Annotated in this window: 13 protein-coding genes; 6 read left to right on the top strand and 7 right to left on the bottom strand. The window is 41.8% G+C overall.

Features of this window, described 5'->3' with window-relative positions; genetic code table 11:
* Nucleotide 1: 1 nt before the first annotated feature.
* Together ACFOWS_RS04700 and kdsA are read right to left on the bottom strand one after the other, a co-directional pair.
* Nucleotides 2-2,347, bottom strand: a complete 2,346-nt coding sequence (locus ACFOWS_RS04700) for a TonB-dependent siderophore receptor (RefSeq protein ID WP_379762805.1) — start codon at nt 2,345-2,347, stop codon at nt 2-4.
* 163 nt (nt 2,348-2,510) lie between these two features.
* Nucleotides 2,511-3,329: a 3-deoxy-8-phosphooctulonate synthase gene (gene kdsA, locus ACFOWS_RS04705; RefSeq protein ID WP_366591125.1), complete on the bottom strand. Its 819-nt coding sequence runs from the start codon at nt 3,327-3,329 to the stop codon at nt 2,511-2,513.
* Nucleotides 3,330-3,402: 73 nt separating this feature from the next.
* On the opposite strand from kdsA, the gene ACFOWS_RS04710 reads away from it, so the two are divergent.
* The 3 genes from ACFOWS_RS04710 (at nt 3,403) to typA (ending at nt 6,504) form a co-directional block, all read left to right on the top strand.
* Entirely contained in the window at nt 3,403-3,984 is a 582-nt protein-coding gene (locus tag ACFOWS_RS04710) for a hypothetical protein (protein WP_379762806.1), read from the top strand.
* A 65-nt stretch (nt 3,985-4,049) separates the two neighbouring features.
* Nucleotides 4,050-4,607, top strand: coding sequence for a hypothetical protein (locus tag ACFOWS_RS04715; RefSeq protein ID WP_366591127.1), 558 nt, complete (start codon nt 4,050-4,052; stop codon nt 4,605-4,607).
* A 97-nt stretch (nt 4,608-4,704) separates the two neighbouring features.
* Nucleotides 4,705-6,504 carry a translational GTPase TypA gene (typA, locus tag ACFOWS_RS04720; RefSeq protein WP_366591128.1) on the top strand — a complete coding sequence of 600 codons (1,800 nt, stop codon included), beginning with the start codon at nt 4,705-4,707 and terminating at the stop codon, nt 6,502-6,504.
* A gap of 334 nt (nt 6,505-6,838) precedes the next feature.
* Here typA and ppgK read toward each other — a convergent pair whose 3' ends face one another.
* The 4 genes from ppgK to ACFOWS_RS04740 all read right to left on the bottom strand — a co-directional run bounded on the left by ppgK (nt 6,839) and on the right by ACFOWS_RS04740 (nt 10,286).
* A complete protein-coding gene (ppgK, locus tag ACFOWS_RS04725) occupies nt 6,839-7,600 on the bottom strand; it encodes a polyphosphate--glucose phosphotransferase (RefSeq protein ID WP_366591129.1) in 762 nt (253 codons plus the stop codon).
* A gap of 249 nt (nt 7,601-7,849) precedes the next feature.
* A complete protein-coding gene (locus tag ACFOWS_RS04730; RefSeq protein WP_379762808.1) occupies nt 7,850-8,533 on the bottom strand; it encodes a cell division ATP-binding protein FtsE in 684 nt (227 codons plus the stop codon).
* A 94-nt stretch (nt 8,534-8,627) separates the two neighbouring features.
* A complete protein-coding gene (locus tag ACFOWS_RS04735) occupies nt 8,628-9,347 on the bottom strand; it encodes a DUF3137 domain-containing protein (protein WP_379762810.1) in 720 nt (239 codons plus the stop codon).
* A 393-nt stretch (nt 9,348-9,740) separates the two neighbouring features.
* Entirely contained in the window at nt 9,741-10,286 is a 546-nt protein-coding gene (locus tag ACFOWS_RS04740; RefSeq protein ID WP_379762812.1) for a LemA family protein, read from the bottom strand.
* A 333-nt stretch (nt 10,287-10,619) separates the two neighbouring features.
* Here ACFOWS_RS04740 and ACFOWS_RS04745 point away from each other — a divergent pair, with 333 nt between their 5' ends.
* From ACFOWS_RS04745 to ACFOWS_RS04755, 3 genes are all read left to right on the top strand, one after another.
* Nucleotides 10,620-13,643 carry a tetratricopeptide repeat protein gene (locus tag ACFOWS_RS04745; protein WP_379762813.1) on the top strand — a complete coding sequence of 1,008 codons (3,024 nt, stop codon included), beginning with the start codon at nt 10,620-10,622 and terminating at the stop codon, nt 13,641-13,643.
* Nucleotides 13,644-13,656: 13 nt separating this feature from the next.
* Entirely contained in the window at nt 13,657-15,408 is a 1,752-nt protein-coding gene (locus ACFOWS_RS04750) for a TonB-dependent receptor (protein ID WP_379762815.1), read from the top strand.
* Between the two features lie 180 nt (nt 15,409-15,588).
* On the top strand, nt 15,589-16,608 hold the full coding sequence (locus tag ACFOWS_RS04755) for an OmpA family protein (RefSeq protein ID WP_379762817.1): 1,020 nt from the start codon (nt 15,589-15,591) through the stop codon (nt 16,606-16,608).
* Between the two features lie 19 nt (nt 16,609-16,627).
* Here the strand turns inward: ACFOWS_RS04755 and ACFOWS_RS04760 are convergent, their stop codons facing one another.
* On the bottom strand, nt 16,628-16,951 hold the full coding sequence (locus tag ACFOWS_RS04760; RefSeq protein ID WP_366591134.1) for a carboxypeptidase-like regulatory domain-containing protein: 324 nt from the start codon (nt 16,949-16,951) through the stop codon (nt 16,628-16,630).
* Nucleotides 16,952-17,112: the final 161 nt, after the last annotated feature.

Below are 17,112 nucleotides of genomic sequence, written 5' to 3' on the forward strand. Positions count from 1 at the left end.
ATTAAAAAGTATATGCTACTGCAAGTCTACCATTGATTCCCGGCTCTGACTGCCAATACAGATACGATCCATAGTTGGCACCGGAATACAGGTATTCGTCCAGAATGTTGTTGATGTTGAATTGAACCCTAAAGTTGCTGTTCTTCCACGATAGGGCACCATCCAATCTAAAATAATCCGGCAGGTCCGATTGATTGTCGGCGGCCCAGGCCCAAGTAGAGCGATCTACCTGATATTGATACCCCAGTGATACGCCAAATCCCTTCAAACTGGAAAATTCAGAAAAGTTATAGTTGAACCAGCTGTTGGTCACGTGCTTGGCGTGACCCGCCACCCGTGTACCTACTCTATCTGGGTTGGGGTCTTCGGTCACTTCCACTTTGGTATTGGCATAGTTGAGAACCACATTGAATTCTGGGGTAATCTGCCCTTGAAGGTCAAATTCAATACCTTTTGACTGTACTTCGCCCAAATAGATGGAGTAGTTTGGGTTTTCTGGGTCGGTGGTCAAAATGTTCTCTTTGGTAATTTGGAAAGCCCCCAAAGAAGTCCGAAGACGGCCGTCAAAAAATGTTTTCTTGATTCCACCTTCAATGTCATTGGCATCCACCGGGTCGTTCAATGGCTCAAGATCGGCACTGATACCCGCTTGTGGCAAAAAGGATTGGTCGTAAAGTCCATAAACGGCCAAATCGGGTAATAAATCAATGCTAAGACCAATTCTAGGGGTAACCACATCGTCATTTTCTTCTTTACCTTGCGTATACAGATTTGTATATCTTCCGGCCAAGGTAATTCGGATCTTGTCCTCCAAGAAGCCAATCTCATCCTGAAAATAATAGCCTCTAAGGGTGTTGGCACTATAGGGTTGTCCACCTCTTCTATATTGTACTTTTGTGGAACGGTCAAACTCTGGCATGGCCACCTCCCCATATACTGGGTTGTAAATGTTGAAAGGCACTTGGGTGTCCACGGTAAAGGTATTATAGAAATCTGCCCAATAGTTTTTTTCACTGAAGTCCAACCCCGCAAGAATTTTATGTGATATACCGCCTGTGCGGAAGGCTCCATTGATATATAACTGGGCATATTTTCCGGCAGAAAGGGCATCCCATTGGGTAATGGTTCTGACCACATCGCCGGTATCACTATCCAATCCTCCAATCCATGCTGAATTCCCTTCCTGATCATATCGTAAATAGGCCAATTGACCTTCAACACTCCAGTTGTCCGAAAACTGGTGTTGGGCATTCAGGAAAAAGGTAACTTCTTGGATATCGGTTTTGGGATAGTTGCTGTCCACAAAATTGAAATCGCGGGGCAAACTTGCATATCCATCCGCTACTGGGGCAAAGATGTAGGCCGATCCTAAAAAGGATTCTGCGTCCTGAAGGTTCATTTCTGCCGTTACCGATGTTTTATCTGAAAACTTGTAGGTAAGGGCAGGGGCAATACCAAATCGGTCGGTCTGCTCATTGCCACGGTGCGTGTCCGTAGTTTGGTACATGGCATTGAAGCGATACAGCAATTTTCCATTGCTTGAGGCTTTCCCACCAACGTCTACGGTACCACGATAAAAGTCGAAGCTTCCAGCAAGGAAAGAAGCATTGGCAATGAATTGTTCCGTAGGTTTTTTGGTCACCACATTGTAGAAACCACCGGGTTCTCCGGCAGACATCATAAATCCTGCGGGACCTTTAACGAATTCAACACGTTCCACAGTATTCATGTCCTCGGCCAGAGGGCCCCAGCTATCTTGTACATTCACACCATTCCGGAACGCGGGCAAACGAAAACCGCGCATGTTGATACGGGCAAACTGTCCCCAATGCTCCAACATGGTCACACCACTTACGTTGCGTGTCAATCCGTCCATAATAGTGGTTACTTGCTGGTCTTGCAGGAGTTCACTACTGATGACCTGCACGTTTTGGGGCAATTTCACCAACTCGGTCTTCAATCGTAATGAGGTTGAAGGTTGGTTCTCCACATATTTATTTTGATGTCCTTCCACAACCACTTCGCTCAATTGCTCTTGATGTTCAAAAAGAACAACCGTAGCAACTGTTGAGGTCTGGTTGGTCGATACCTGGGTTGAAACGGTTTGGGTCTCATAGCCGATCATAGAAAATGTAAGGGTATAGGTGCCAGGGGCTAAATCTTGAATTGTAAAATTTCCCGAAGCGTTTGTAGATGTACCGAGGCTGGTATGGGAAATGGCAATATTTACATTGTTTAGTGGGTTGTTCCACTGGTCGATCACTTTTCCCTTTACGTTTCCGGTTTGGGCTTGAGCTTGGGTAGTGAAGCAAATGGCCAAGCTTAGAATAAGTATTGTAGTTCTCATTTGATTATTTATAATTGGTCTAAATAAATTTTGATTGCAAATGTATATTTCAACACTTGTTCTTCCAAACAATATTTAGACTAATTAAAAATAAAGTTTAAAATATTTTTTAATCTTCTGTAATTGAATGAATTACAGAATCAAGAATTTTGAAAATATGGATTTATAGAGAATTTACCGTCTTTCGGATGGCTGTTAAATCGGTCAACAATTTTTCCAACAAACTTAAATCCAACATGTTGGCGCCATCACTTTTAGCATTGGCCGGGTCAAAATGGGTTTCCATAAAAAGTCCGTCAACACCAGCAGCGATTCCGGCCCGTGCCATGGTTCCAATTAATGCAGGTCGCCCACCGGTAACCCCAGAAGATTGATTGGGCTGTTGCAGGGAGTGGGTAACATCCAGAACTACAGGTGCATATTGTTTCATGGTGGGGATACCTCTAAAGTCCACAATCATATCTTGGTAACCAAACATGGTTCCACGATCAGTGATGATGGCTTGCTCGTTTCCGGTTTCGGTCACTTTCGTGACTGCATGTTTCATGCTTTCCGGACTCATGAACTGTCCTTTTTTTAAGTTGACGACCTTGCCTGTTTCGGCGGCTGCTACGACTAAATCGGTTTGTCTTACCAAAAATGCAGGAATTTGAAGCACATCTACATATTCAGCGGCCATATTTGCATCAGAAATCTCATGGATATCCGTAATGGTCGGAACTTTGAAGGTTTCGGAAACCTTTCGCAATATTTTCAGTGCTTTTTCATCACCAATCCCCGTAAAGGAGTCGATACGACTACGGTTTGCTTTTTTAAAACTTCCTTTAAACACATAAGGAATCTGGAGTTTATCCGTAATAGACACCACTTTTTCGGCAATTCGCAGAGCCATTTCCTCGCCTTCAATGGCACAGGGTCCTGCCAGTAGAAAAAAGTTGTCGACTTCGGAATATTTTATCTGAGGAATTTTGGTGATGTCCATTTCTTAAAGTTTGCACAAATATAGGATTAAACCATGGTATACTTTTTAGATTTATCAAGATATACCGCTAACCATGATGCATAGATTTATTTTACTCGTTATTAGTTTATTACCAATGATCTCCAATGCCCAATGGCAAGAAAGAGGTGGGACTTTTGATTTGGCGCATTTGGAGCGTCATCAATTTAAATTGAATTTATTGAGCCCTGGTTTTACTTATGAGTTAGGGTTGTTTAAAAACCAAAGTGTCTCTACAAATCTGGGCTTGGCGACCGCTACTTATCAAGAGGGTTACGTGTTTGGATTGGCATTGAACAACCGGTACCGATATTACCATAATTTTACTAGGAGGGAAAGGCTGGATAAAAATACATCTGGGAATTCAGGGAACTATATTGCTGCTGCCCAGGCTATTTTCTTTTCGCAGCTCCGCATAGCCACCAATGTTGAGGCACCGAAGAATTTTAACCTTGGATTTTTTGGGATGGTATATGGAGTTCAGCGTACCTATAATAAAGGCTTTAATTTTAATCTAGAGCTAGGTGCTGGATATTATCGAGGAGATGGTGCTCCCAGTGGATATGGACCTTTGATTAGTTTTACATTCGGATGGGTGGCAACGAAACGCAAGAAAAAGGATCCGTATCTGGATTGAATAATACCATTAAAACATACTATTTTGGCCAAGTTTAGGTTATACCTATACCTAATTAGCCTACAATGCATCGTTCACTTTTCATCGGCATGTTGCTGTTTTATCTTGGCAGTTATGCCCAGTACGGCAAAAATTGTGAAATTCGGCAAATGAAGCTCAACCTATTCAACCCAGGATTAGAGTATGAAATGGGGGTGGGTGTGAACAGTACTTTGGATGTTCGGGTAGCATGGCAAGCCGCTCTGGAACCCGCTAGTTCAGAACCCTATGATAATTTAGATTTCTTTCCAGCTATTACCGCCCAATATCGCTATTACCACAATTTTAATGGTCGATACCATCGTAGACGTTCCATCTATGGCAATTCGGGGAACTACATTGCTCCAGCTGTAGCCTTATTTTCGCCTGGAGATCGTGTTGTCGACGGAAATTTGGTGGAGGGCGTTCACGGCTATGGCGGTCTGGTCTATGGTATTCAGCGGAGCTATAATTCGGGATTGAGCTTTTCCATTGATGCGGGTGCTGGATACTACGTAGGACCTTTCAAAGGGGCCATACTTCCTGTAGTGAACATTAGTTTGGGCTGGATCATCAGCGAAAAACGATGGTGTGTGGGTCTGTAAGTTTTGAAACCCCTCAAAATCAATAAGATAAAAATAACATTTCCTTGTGTGTGCGAGAAGAAAATAGCAGTATCTTTGCGGGCTTAAAAATCAGGTTATGTCCAAGATTAAAAACATTGCTATCATTGCCCACGTTGACCACGGGAAGACCACCTTGGTTGATAAAATTATGTACCACTGCCAGTTGTTCCGCGATAACGAGAACAAAGGCGATTTAATTTTGGACAACAACGACCTGGAACGGGAGCGCGGAATCACTATTGTTTCCAAGAACGTTTCTGTGGTGTACAAAGACACCAAAATCAATATTATTGATACTCCTGGGCACGCCGATTTTGGTGGGGAGGTAGAGCGTGTGCTCAATATGGCCGATGGTGTTTTGTTGTTGGTGGATGCTTTTGAAGGGCCTATGCCTCAGACCCGTTTCGTATTGCAAAAAGCCATCGATTTGGGATTAAAACCCTGCGTGGTCATCAATAAAGTGGACAAGGAAAACTGTACCCCAGAGGAAGTGCACGAAAAAGTGTTCGATTTAATGTTTGAGTTGGGTGCAGAAGAATGGCAGTTGGACTTCCCTACCGTTTATGGCTCAGCCAAACAGAATTGGATGAGCGAGGATTGGCAAAAACCTACCAGCAATATTGAGCCTCTTTTGGATATGGTTTTGGAGCATGTTCCGGAATTTAAACCTGAGCAAGGTTCTACCCAAATGTTGATCACTTCCTTGGACTTTTCGTCTTTTACAGGTCGAATCGCTATTGGTCGTTTACAACGAGGAACGTTGAAGGAAGGCCAACAGATTTCTTTGGTTAAAAGAGACGGAAGAGTTGTAAAATCAAGAATCAAGGAGCTGTATACTTTTGAAGGGTTAGGCCGAATCAAAGTTCAGGAAGTTAGAACCGGAGATATTTGCGCCATTGTAGGTGTTGAAGGTTTTGAAATTGGAGATACTGTTGCCGATTTCGAAAATCCTGAAAAACTGAAGACCATCGCCATAGATGAGCCGACCATGAGCATGTTGTTTACGATTAATGACAGTCCATTTTTTGGAAAAGATGGAAAATTTGTCACCTCAAGGCACATCAAAGAGCGTTTGGAGAAGGAATTGGAAAAGAACTTGGCACTTCGGGTACAACCCACAGACAGTGCTGATAAATTCATGGTTTTTGGCCGTGGAGTTTTGCACCTTTCTGTATTGATTGAGACCATGCGCCGTGAAGGTTACGAACTCCAGATTGGTCAGCCCCAGGTAATTATTAAAGAGATTGATGGGGTTAAATGCGAGCCTGTGGAACACCTTACTATTGATTTGCCCGAAGAAGTTTCTGGGAAAGCCGTGGAAATGGTGTCTATCCGAAAAGGGGAGATGACCAGTATGGAGGCCAAAGGCTCTCGCATGATTTGCGAATTCATCATTCCATCCCGGGGAATTATAGGATTGCGAAACCAATTATTGACCGCAACTGCTGGTGAGGCGATTATGTCACACCGATTTAAGGAATACCAACCCTTAAAAGGCGAAATCGCACAACGGCAAAACGGTTCTTTGGTTTCCATGGAAAATGGAACTGCAATTCCCTATTCCATTGATAAATTACAGGAACGTGGCAAGTTTTTTATTGATCCGGGAGAGGATATTTACGAAGGACAGGTGATTGGTGAAAACTCGAGAGGAGATGATATGGCGGTGAATGTGACCAAAACCAAAAAACTTTCGAACGTTCGCTCTTCTGGTGCTGATGAAAAGGCTAAAATTGTGCCAGCTATCAAGTTTTCGTTGGAAGAAGCCCTGGAATACATCCAAAAGGATGAGTACGTTGAGGTAACACCCAACCATATTCGACTTCGTAAAATTTATTTGAAGGAAGTGGATCGTAAGCGGAACAAGATAGATTAGGCTTGTTGTCATTTCGAACGGATGTGAGAAATCTATTTAAGAGAGATTTCTCAATCGCTACGCTCATGTCGAAATGACCGGTCTTGTTTCTTGTCTCCTGACTCTTGAACTTGCTCTTGATACTTGAAGTGGACATCAATTCAACGAATGTCCCCAAATTTTGATAGAAGCAAATTTCGTACTTCGCCCCTCAAACTTTGAACTTGGATATGAGGTTTGATCTTGAACTTGAAAAAGATTTCTCAATCGCTACGCTCATGTCGAAATGACCAGTCTTGTTTCATGTATCCTGACTTTTGAACTTGTTCTTGATACTTGAAGTTGTTCTTTATCACTAAGAACTCAAGTGCCCGTGGTGTTGTTCACGAAGACAGGCCACGGCTGCACCGATGATTCCCGCATGATTCATCAATTCAGCTTTGATCACATGGGTTTCAATATCGATGTGATGGCTAAACTCTTCCCAATTCTTGGAAGTACCCCCTCCAACGATAATTAAATCTGGGGAAACGATGAGCTCAACAAGAGCTAAAAACTTATTGAAGCGTTTGCCCCACTTTTTAAAACTAAGGTTTTCGCGTTCCTTGGCAGAGGCAGCAGCCCATTTCTCAATTTTTTTATACTTCTTGTAGGGAATTTGACCCAACTCAAAATTAGGAATGAGTTTCCCATTGAAAAAAGCACCACTTCCCAATCCAGTACCAATAGTAATCATGATTACAAGGCCATCCTTACCCTTTCCAGCGCCATAATTCATGGAGGCATAGCCAGCGGCATCCGCATCATTTAGCACAGTGAACTCTTGACCTGTTATTTCGGTAAATAGTTCATCAACATTAACACCAACCCAACTGGGGTGAAGGTTTCCGGGAGAAAGACAAACTCCGTTTTTTACAATGGAAGGAAAACCACAGCCAACTGGCCCTTTGTAATTAAAGTGATCAACAATTTGGGCCACAACTTGAGCCATTTCATCAGGCTTTCTGGATTTTGGGGTAGGGATTCGATAGCGTTCCGTCAACATTTCGCCAGTCTCAGCGTTGACCAAGGCACCTTTAATGCCCGATCCGCCAATGTCAATTCCAAGAATATCCATATAGGAAAGAAAATTTATTTAGGCAAAGAAACAAAAAGTTTTGCGGATCACAGAGTTACGAAGCAAATCATTCAAATTGATGGGTAAAGGACAGAGGTTGCATGGGTAATCTGGCCATGGGAGTGCTCTTGGTTCTTGAACTTGAACTTGGGTTTGATTTTGAACTTGCCTTTGATAAGAGATTTCTCAATCACGCTGCTCATTTCGAAATGACAATTGTATATTGAAATTGCCAGTTACCCTCTGATATCACATTGCTTTTTGAATGACCTCAAAGACTTTGCTATCGTCACACTTTAAGGTTTTATGTGGATATTTTAAAATTAGGGCGTAGTCGTGGGTGGCCATAACAATGGTTCGCCCATTTTGGTTAATGTCTTGAAGTACTTTCATGACCTCCACACTGGTCTGGGGATCTAAGTTTCCAGTGGGCTCATCGGCGAGAATGAGTTCCGGGTCGTTCAATAGTGCCCTTGCAATGGCAATACGTTGTTGTTCCCCTCCTGAAAGTTCGTGGGGAAATTTAAACCCCTTGGTTTTCATACCTACTTTGGTCAATACCTCCTCAATTTTAGAATCCATTTTAGAATCATCCGTCCATCCCGTGGCTTTGAGCACAAAGCGGAGATTGTTGTTAACGTTTCGGTCTGGTAGCAACTTAAAATCCTGAAAGACAATTCCCAGTTTTCGTCGTAAAAAGGGAATGTCTTTTTCTTGGAGTTTTTTCAGGTCGAAATCAACAACACTGGCCTCACCTTGTTTTAATGGGATATCCGCATAAAGCGTTTTCATAAAACTACTCTTCCCGCTACCGGTCTTTCCAATAACATAGACGAACTCCCCTTTCTTTACTTCCAGATTTACATCCTTCAGTACAAGGTTTTCATTTTGAAATACGGCAACATCCTGTAATTTTACAATGGTCTCGGGCATAGTGTTCTGATATGATTACAAAAGTATTTGAAAATACCGAATCCCAGCTGAAATTCTGTAAGAAGTCTATTTTTCATTGAAATACAGTGGATGATCATCCCCAAATTTTGGTGTTCAGGTTTAAATCCTCTACAATACCTATGGCTGTGGTAATGTCTGCAAAGAGTTCTTCAAGCGCATTTGATGTAACCAGATTTTTGTTTTCTGGTAGGCTAAAAAAACCATAGGGGTGCTGTACCGCCATGTACAGTTTGTTGTTTTGGAATGAAAGCATTATGGGCCTATTGATTTTTTGCTTTAAGGCCAATATGCGTTCCATAAAAGTCGTGGATAATATATAACGCACCTCAACCTGATCGGTGCTGTAGACTACAAACTCGTTTTCAAATTCTGGGCTTTCAAGGTTCACCAATTGATCTCGCTTAAAGTTGAGCGATTGGAGGGTCTTGGCCAAGTATCCCATTCTTTTTTCAAACTGATCGGGAAGGACCACGGTGGTACCACTGAATTTTTTATTGAAGTCTGCTATGGCAAACATGCCCAGAAAACTACTGCCTATATGATCCACCGTTTTTTTAGTGAACCACGGTCGTAAATAAATGTAAGCCATGACCATGAAATTAAATATTGGAATTGCTAGAAGGTAGTTGTAGATGGGTTTTTGGTTAATGATTTTGATATTTCCAATTTGAATGCTAGTATCATCAATCTTACCAATCAATAATCCATGATTCAAATTATAAACCATTGATTGGTATTTTTTCTTCTTTTTTCTTGGGATGACTACAAGTTCACTCTTTTTGATTTCTTTCATCGACACTTGCTTTCGTTCATCGAATTGAAAATTTGGCGCAATCTTATGGGTTAGCTTTTTTATAATTGACTTTTCAACTTTTTGATACCTTACACGTGCTCTCAGAAATAGAATCCCACATATAAAGCATACAAGCCAGAATAGTAAGTGCTGCGTAAAGGTTAAATATTCAAAAAACTGACTTTGGGATATTTCGGCAATCCATTTGGTAAATTCCAAATTGAACGTATACAGAAAAAATGGGGTTAAAACAGCACCTAAAAGGAAAATCTGGAAGAATAAATAAAAAATCAATTTAAAAAAACGATATGGCTTTCGTAACTTTTCCGCTTCCTCTAATTGTGGCAACAGCTCTTCCTTAATTTTTTTGAAATCGTCCATAAGAAAATGTTGTTAAAAGGAAACTTCCGGGGCATTTTTTTCCTCCTCCGCAATTACAAACAATGTTTTGCGGGAATAGCCCATCATTTTGGCCATTATATTAGAGGGGAACATTTCCAAGGCATTGTTGAAAGAATTAACGGCCGCATTATAGGCCCTTCTTGCCGCGGAAAGTTGTTCTTCCACCTCATTGAGGGCGGCCTGTAATTGCAGAAAGTTTTCACTGGCCTTTAAATCTGGGTAGGCTTCGGCCCTTACCTGAAGTTTCCCCAGCATCATGCCCAATTGGCTTTCCAAATGAAAGCGGTCATTGGCCATTGGATTTTCATTGATGATTTTTTCCCTTAGTTGGGTGATTTCCATCAAGGTTTCCCTTTCATGGGCCATGTACCCCTTAACCGTGCTGATGAGACGGGGAACCAAATCCGTTCTTTTTTTCAGCATTACATCAATGCTGCTATACGCCTCCTCGGTCTTGTTCTTTTTGGCGATCAGATTGTTGAAAAGAAAAATGATCAGAAGCACAAAGCTTCCAAAAATGATAAATGCGTAGGTCATGATTATTAATTTGGGATTAATGATTCAATACAAAATAGTGCACCTGATTCAAGGAAGAGGAGGTCATTACCCAAAAATGGTGCTGTGAGGTTGTGGAATAAGCCATCAAAAAAATGCCAATGATTCCTTAAATGAGGGTATCATCTCAACGACATTGCTATTTTTGATGGTGATAAAGCTCTAGAGGTCATTGAGCTTTAGTGCTAAATGTAACAATTATTGGAAATACTGGCAGAACAGACCACTAAAAATTCGATATAACACCACGTGAATATACTTTCAGCTTAATTTTGACGTTATGGTAAAAGTCAGTCGAGAACAGCGTAGAACACTATGAATCGAAAAAACCTCCTATTGTTTCCCATTGTTTTGGGAACTTTTTTTGTGCTTTCCGCACAGGAAACCAAAATCTACACACACAAAAATAAAGCCTATCAAAATGCATTGGCGCTGTACAACAACGAGCAGTACCAGGCAGCACAGACCATTTTTGAAAAGGTAAAGTCATCTACAGATGATTATGAGACCGAGGCCAATAGTGCTTATTATGCCGCCAATGCCGCCATTCGGTTGAACCAACGCGGTGCCGATAAAATGATGGAGGATTTTGTGGATCGATATCCCACCTCCACCAAGCGCAATTCCGCTTTTTTGGATGTGGCCGATTACTATTTTGAGACGGGAAAATATCCGTATGCCCTAAAATGGTACAAAAAGGTGGATGAGTCCGCCATGTCGTACTCTGATCAGCAACGCTTTAATTTTAACAATGGATATGCGCTCTATGCATCCAAACAGCCCAAGGAGGCGGAGCGATACCTGAACAAGGTCAGCACATCCCAAAAATATGGCTCTCAGGCAAAATATTATTTGGGCTACATTGCTTATGAGCAGGATGATTACGATCAGGCCAGTGCCCGTTTCGACCAAATCACGGATCCTAACCTGCTAAATGAAAAGCTTTCTTATTATCAAGCAGATTTAAATTTTAAACTGGGCAATTTTGAGGAAGCCATCGCCATGGCGGAAAAACAAATGGCAAAATCGGACCGCAACGAACAATCCGAACTCAACAAAATTATTGGCGAGAGCTACTTCAACCTAGAACAGTACGATAAAGCCATACCCTATTTGGAGCAATACCGGGGCAAGCGCGGTAGAATGAACAATACGGATTACTACCTGTTGGGATACAGCCATTACAAGCAAGGGGATTACCAAGCGGCCATTCAGCAATTCAATAAAATTATTGGGGAGACCAACAGTGTTGCTCAAAACGCTTATTATCATTTGGCGGAGTGCTATTTAAAATTGGATAAAAAATCAGAGGCACTCAATGCCTTCCGAAATGCTTCGCAGATGGATTTCAGTCCCGAAATACAAAAGGATGCTTGGTTAAATTATGCCCGTTTGAGCTACGAAATCGGGAATGCCTATGAACCTGTTCCCCAGGTATTGACTTCCTATCTTGAAAAATACCCGAAGGATGAGCACCAACTGGAAATCCAAGAACTTTTGGTGGATTCCTACATCACCTCGAAAAATTTTGAGGGTGCCATGAAGCTTTTGGAGGAGAATAAAAACTATGCCAGCAAGGAGACCTATCAAAAAGTGGCCTATTATAGAGGCATTGAGTTGTTTATTGATGGTGATTATGAGGTAGCCATTGAACGTTTTTCCAAATCATTGAAAAGTGCGGAAAACAAGGCTTTTGAAGCGCGGACGCTTTATTGGAAAGGGGAGGCAGAGTATCGGTTGAACCGATTTGAAGAAGCCTTGGTGGATTTCGTGAAATTTCAACAGCTCCCCGCGGCCCGTGCAATGACTGAATATGAAGAACTGGATTACAATTTGGGCTATTGCTATTTTAAGTTGAAGGATTATAACAACGCCATTGCCTATTTCAAAAATGTGGTCAATTCCAGTACTTTGGATGATCAACGGAAGAACGATGGCTATCTTCGATTGGGTGACAGTTATTTTGTGACGAGCAAGTACCAATTGGCCATGAGGGCGTATGACGAGTCATCTAAAATGAATGGCCCGGAGCGGGATTATGCTGCCTTTCAAAAAACATTGTGTAACGGTTTTTTGGGGAATAGTTCCGCTAAAATTGATGGTTTGAACGAATTTTTGACCATGTATCCTACCTCATCACTACGTGATGACGCCCTATTTGAGCTGGGAAATTCATACATAACGGCTAACCAAGAAGCTCGCGGACTGCAAACCTATGATCGTTTGATTGAGGAATATTCCACCAGTAAATTTGCTCCGCGGGGGATGCTGCGCCAAGGATTGGTGCATTATAACGCCAGTAGAAATAGCCAAGCATTGGATAAATTAAAGCTGGTAGTACAAAAATATCCCAACACGCCAGAGGCCAAACAAGCAGTGGCAACGGCCAAACTGGTCTATGTAGATGAAGGTAGGGTAAGCGAGTATGCCGCTTGGGCCCGCAATTTGGATTTTGTTGAGGTCACCGATACCGAACTGGACAATGCCAGTTTTGAATCCGCAGACCGTAAATATGTAGAAGGAAAAACCGATGCGGCCATCAAGGGGTATGAAGATTATTTAAGGGAATTCCCCAATGGACTGCATGCGCAGAAAGCCAATTTTTCATTGGCGCAACTTTATTTTTCAAAAGGACAGAAAGACAAGGCTTTGCCCAAATACCAAGCAGTGGCTAATGGCGGTACTGGAGAATACACCGAACAGGCGTTGACCCGAGTATGCGAAATTTATGTGGAAAAACAGGATTACCAGAGTGCCATTCCCTATTTGAAGAAATTGGAAAGCACGGCAGATATTTCCGAGAACCGGACGTTTGCGCAATCCAATCTTATGAAAGGTTATTATGGTCAAAAAGACTATAGCCAAACCATTGCCTATGCTGAGAAAGTCTTGAAGGCTACCAAAATTGATGACCGCATCAAGAGTGACGCACAGATTATGATTGCGCGTTCGGCCATCGCCACGGACAATGAAGCTTTGGCAAAAACCGCTTATCAGGATGTAAAGCAGATTGCTTCCGGGGAACTTGCCGCGGAGGCGTGGTACTATGATGCCTACTTTAAAAATCAGGATGGCAATTATGAAGCCTCCAACGAATCCGTTCAAAAATTGGCGAAGGATTATTCGGCCTACAAGAAATGGGGCGGAAAAGGCTTGGTGATCATGGCCAAGAACTTCCACAATTTGGGGGATGCCTTCCAAGCTACCTACATTTTGGAGAGCGTGATTTCCAATTTCGCGGAGTTTGATGAGATTGTTACGGAAGCGAAAGAGGAACTGGCACGAATAAAAGCCAAGGAAGCGGAAAGCAATTCATCGGTCAACCCTGATGGAAACTAAATCGAGACACAGCATGCAAAAGAGAACCTATATATTTTCCACACTATTTTTGAGCCTTTTCGGAGCCCTTGTGGCACAGGAAACCGACAATATTGGTACTGAAACGGTAACGGTGGTAAAACCGTATTCCCCTACCGTTTCGGATGCCTTTAAGATAAAATCGGCACCCAATCTCAATGACTCCATTGTGCTTCAAAAAAAGGATATCAATTACAGCATATTTTCCGTTCCAGTGGCGTCCACTTTCACCCCAGCCAAAGGAAAAGCTTCTGGAGTGGAAAAGACACCACCGCCTACCTTGTATAATTCGTATGCTTCGGTGGGATTGGGCAACTACAACAATGCGTTGGTTGATTTTTATACCAGTCGCGAATTTAACAGGGGAGAGGATTTATTGGATTTTGGGTTGACTCATCATTCATCTAGAGGTGATATGGATTCCACTCCATTGGATACCGAATTTTATAACACCAAACTCGATGCTTCCTATGCCAAAAAGGATCGTTATATGGACTGGGGAGCAAGTCTTGGGCTGCAACACCAACTCTACAATTGGTATGGGATTGAAAATGGCGAATTTGCCGAAACAACGGTCGCCGATATGGATGAACAGCAGAATTATTTCAATGCTGAAGCAAAGGCCTATTTAAACATGGAGGATTCCTTCTTTAAAAAAGGCAATATTTTGTTACGTCGTTTTTGGGATGCTACGGAATCCGCAGAGAATAGGGTAGTGGTGAACCCAACCATTGAACTGCCCATCACTGAGGAATTAATTACCATCGGTTTAAAACTGGATTATTTGGGTGGAAACTTTAAAAATGCTTCGCTCAACAATACGGTTAATAATGAGGAAATCAATTACAGTCTTTTTCAAGCGGGGGTGAATCCCAGTTTATTGATTCTTCGGGATGACCTCACCATAAATCTTGGTGCCAATTTTGTCTTTGGCATGGACACTGAAAACAGCGACAACAACTTTTATATCTACCCGGCAGTAACAGCATCTTATCGATTGTTGGATGAAAATGTCATCGCCTACGGCGGCATTGAAGGGGATTTGAAGCAAAATTCCTATCACGATTTTGTGGATGAAAACCCATATGTCTCACCAACCTTAACAATTTTGCCAACTGACCAACAATATATTGGTTATATGGGGTTGAAGGGACAATTGCTATCCAATGTGGGATATAACATTAAAGGTTCCTATACAGCAGAGAATAGAAAGCCTTTGTTTCTGTTAAATCCTGAAAATCTCTTTCGAGATGATGAAAGCAGCTACTATTATGGCAATTCCTTTCAGGTTTTTTATGATGATGTAAAAACCCTTGGCATTTTTGGCGAACTCAATGTGGATATCAATCGCTATTTCACCTTGGGCATAAACGCCGAATTCTATGACTATGACACCGAAACCGATAATCCAGCTTGGAATTTGCCTTCTATAAAGGGTTCGGTATTTATGGATTACCAGATAAATGACCAATGGTATATAGGCGCCAACCTGTTTTACGTGGGCGAACGTGATGATTTATTGGCAGTTGCTGAAGTAGGCGCAACACCATCTGAATTTCCAGCCTCCATTGTTACTTTAGACGGCTTTTTTGATGCCAATGCCCATGTGGGATATCATTTTAATGAACAACTTTCCATTTTTGTAAAAGCAAGCAACATCGCCAACAGCGATTATCAGCGATGGGCCAATTTTAGAGTGCAAGGCTTTCAGGCGCTGGCCGGGGTTTCCTATAAGTTTGACTTCTAAATCTTGTAGGAGATTACGCAATAAAATGTTAAAAGGGACGTTTTAAACCCCCTGCCGTATGTTTCTTTTTGATTCATTCTGGCGGTTCCAAATCAATTGGAAATCATGTTGTTGCGATTCTTTTACATACTGCCTAATCTCGTGGTTGCATTGTTGTGTGCTGACCTTCAATCCCAAAATATGGTAAAAAATGGAGGGTTCGAAGATTACTTGGATTGTCCCATTAAAATGAGCAATCTCAACAAAGATGCAAAGCACTGGAGTGCCCCAAGTTTAGGAACTACTGACTACTTTAACGAATGTAGCAAAACCAAGTTGGGAATCCCCATGAACTTTAAGGGGAAACAAGAACCGTTTGAAGGAGCCGCCTATGCCGGACTGTATCTATTCGCCCCAGATAACTATAGGGAATATATCCAAATACCGTTGAAAGAGACTTTGGAAAGGGGACACAGGTATCGATTGGGGTTGTCCATTAGCCTTGCTGAAAAATCGGACGGTGCAGTAATGGATTTGGGAAGTGTTTTTGCAGAAAAACCATTATCAATCCAAACCAAAAGACAATTGTCCCACGCCGCATTAACCTCGCAAAGCATACAGACCACCCCTTTGAAACAATTTTCCGCGGAAGGTTTTTATGACGACAAGGAAAAGTGGATGCAGTTGAATTTGGATATTGTGGCCAAAGGCTTTGAAAACTATTTGATTCTCGGCAACTTTATGAGCAACGCCGCCACCCACTATATTGATTTTAAAAATTCTTCACCTAGGGCAGAAGGCTATTCCTATTACTATATTGATGACATTTCCCTAACGTATTTAGGGCCAGAGTACAAACCCAATGAGGTGTATGTCTTAGATCATGTGAATTTTAATTTTGACCGATTCGATTTACAGCCCAAGGCCAAACAAAGTCTAAAGGATGTTTTTGATTACCTCAAGAAAAATCCCAATTTAAAAGTATCCATTAGTGGGCATACGGACGATTTGGGTTCAGATGAGTACAATGATGTGCTTTCTAGGGAAAGGGCCAGTTCCGTGGCCAAGTATCTCATGGGATTGGGACTGGATAAAAACCGTATCACTTCAAAAGGATATGGGGACAAAGTGCCTTTAGACAGTGCTCAAACGGACCAAGCCCGAAGAAAAAACCGAAGGGTGGAGTTTGTGATGACCGAGTTTGAAGATGATAATGAGTAAGTAGCACGCTGAGTCGTAATTACTGTCCTTCCAAAAGCTTTTTTAGTTCCTCATCATACCGCAGTACAATTTCTCCTGCACTGCCACCACTTAAAACAAAGAAAGATTCAGTTTTATAACCTTTGGAGCTGATATTTATCTTCCAGTGAAAATCTTTTTCATTCTCAATGGAAAAGTTGCCATCAAAATCTGTGTAAGCGACTGTATTGGTTTCATTGATTTCCACAGCGGCGAAATAAATGGGGAGGCCCAATTCATCGATAATTTTTCCGGTAACTACATTTTGACCCATTCCAAGACAAGGGAATGAGAATAGTACCAGCATAAAGATTACTATTCGCATTACAGTAAGATTTGGACTATAGTAACGTTTTCTATTCACTTTTAGTATGGAAAAGCTTGTATGAAGAGCCCAATGAAAGGGTTGTAAAAATCAGAGGAACAGCAATATAAATTAAAAATGTACGTTTTTATGCATGAACGGGAACCTATCTAAACAAAGAT

Source organism: Flagellimonas marina, assembly GCF_042651185.1.
GTDB lineage: Bacteria > Bacteroidota > Bacteroidia > Flavobacteriales > Flavobacteriaceae > Flagellimonas > Flagellimonas marina.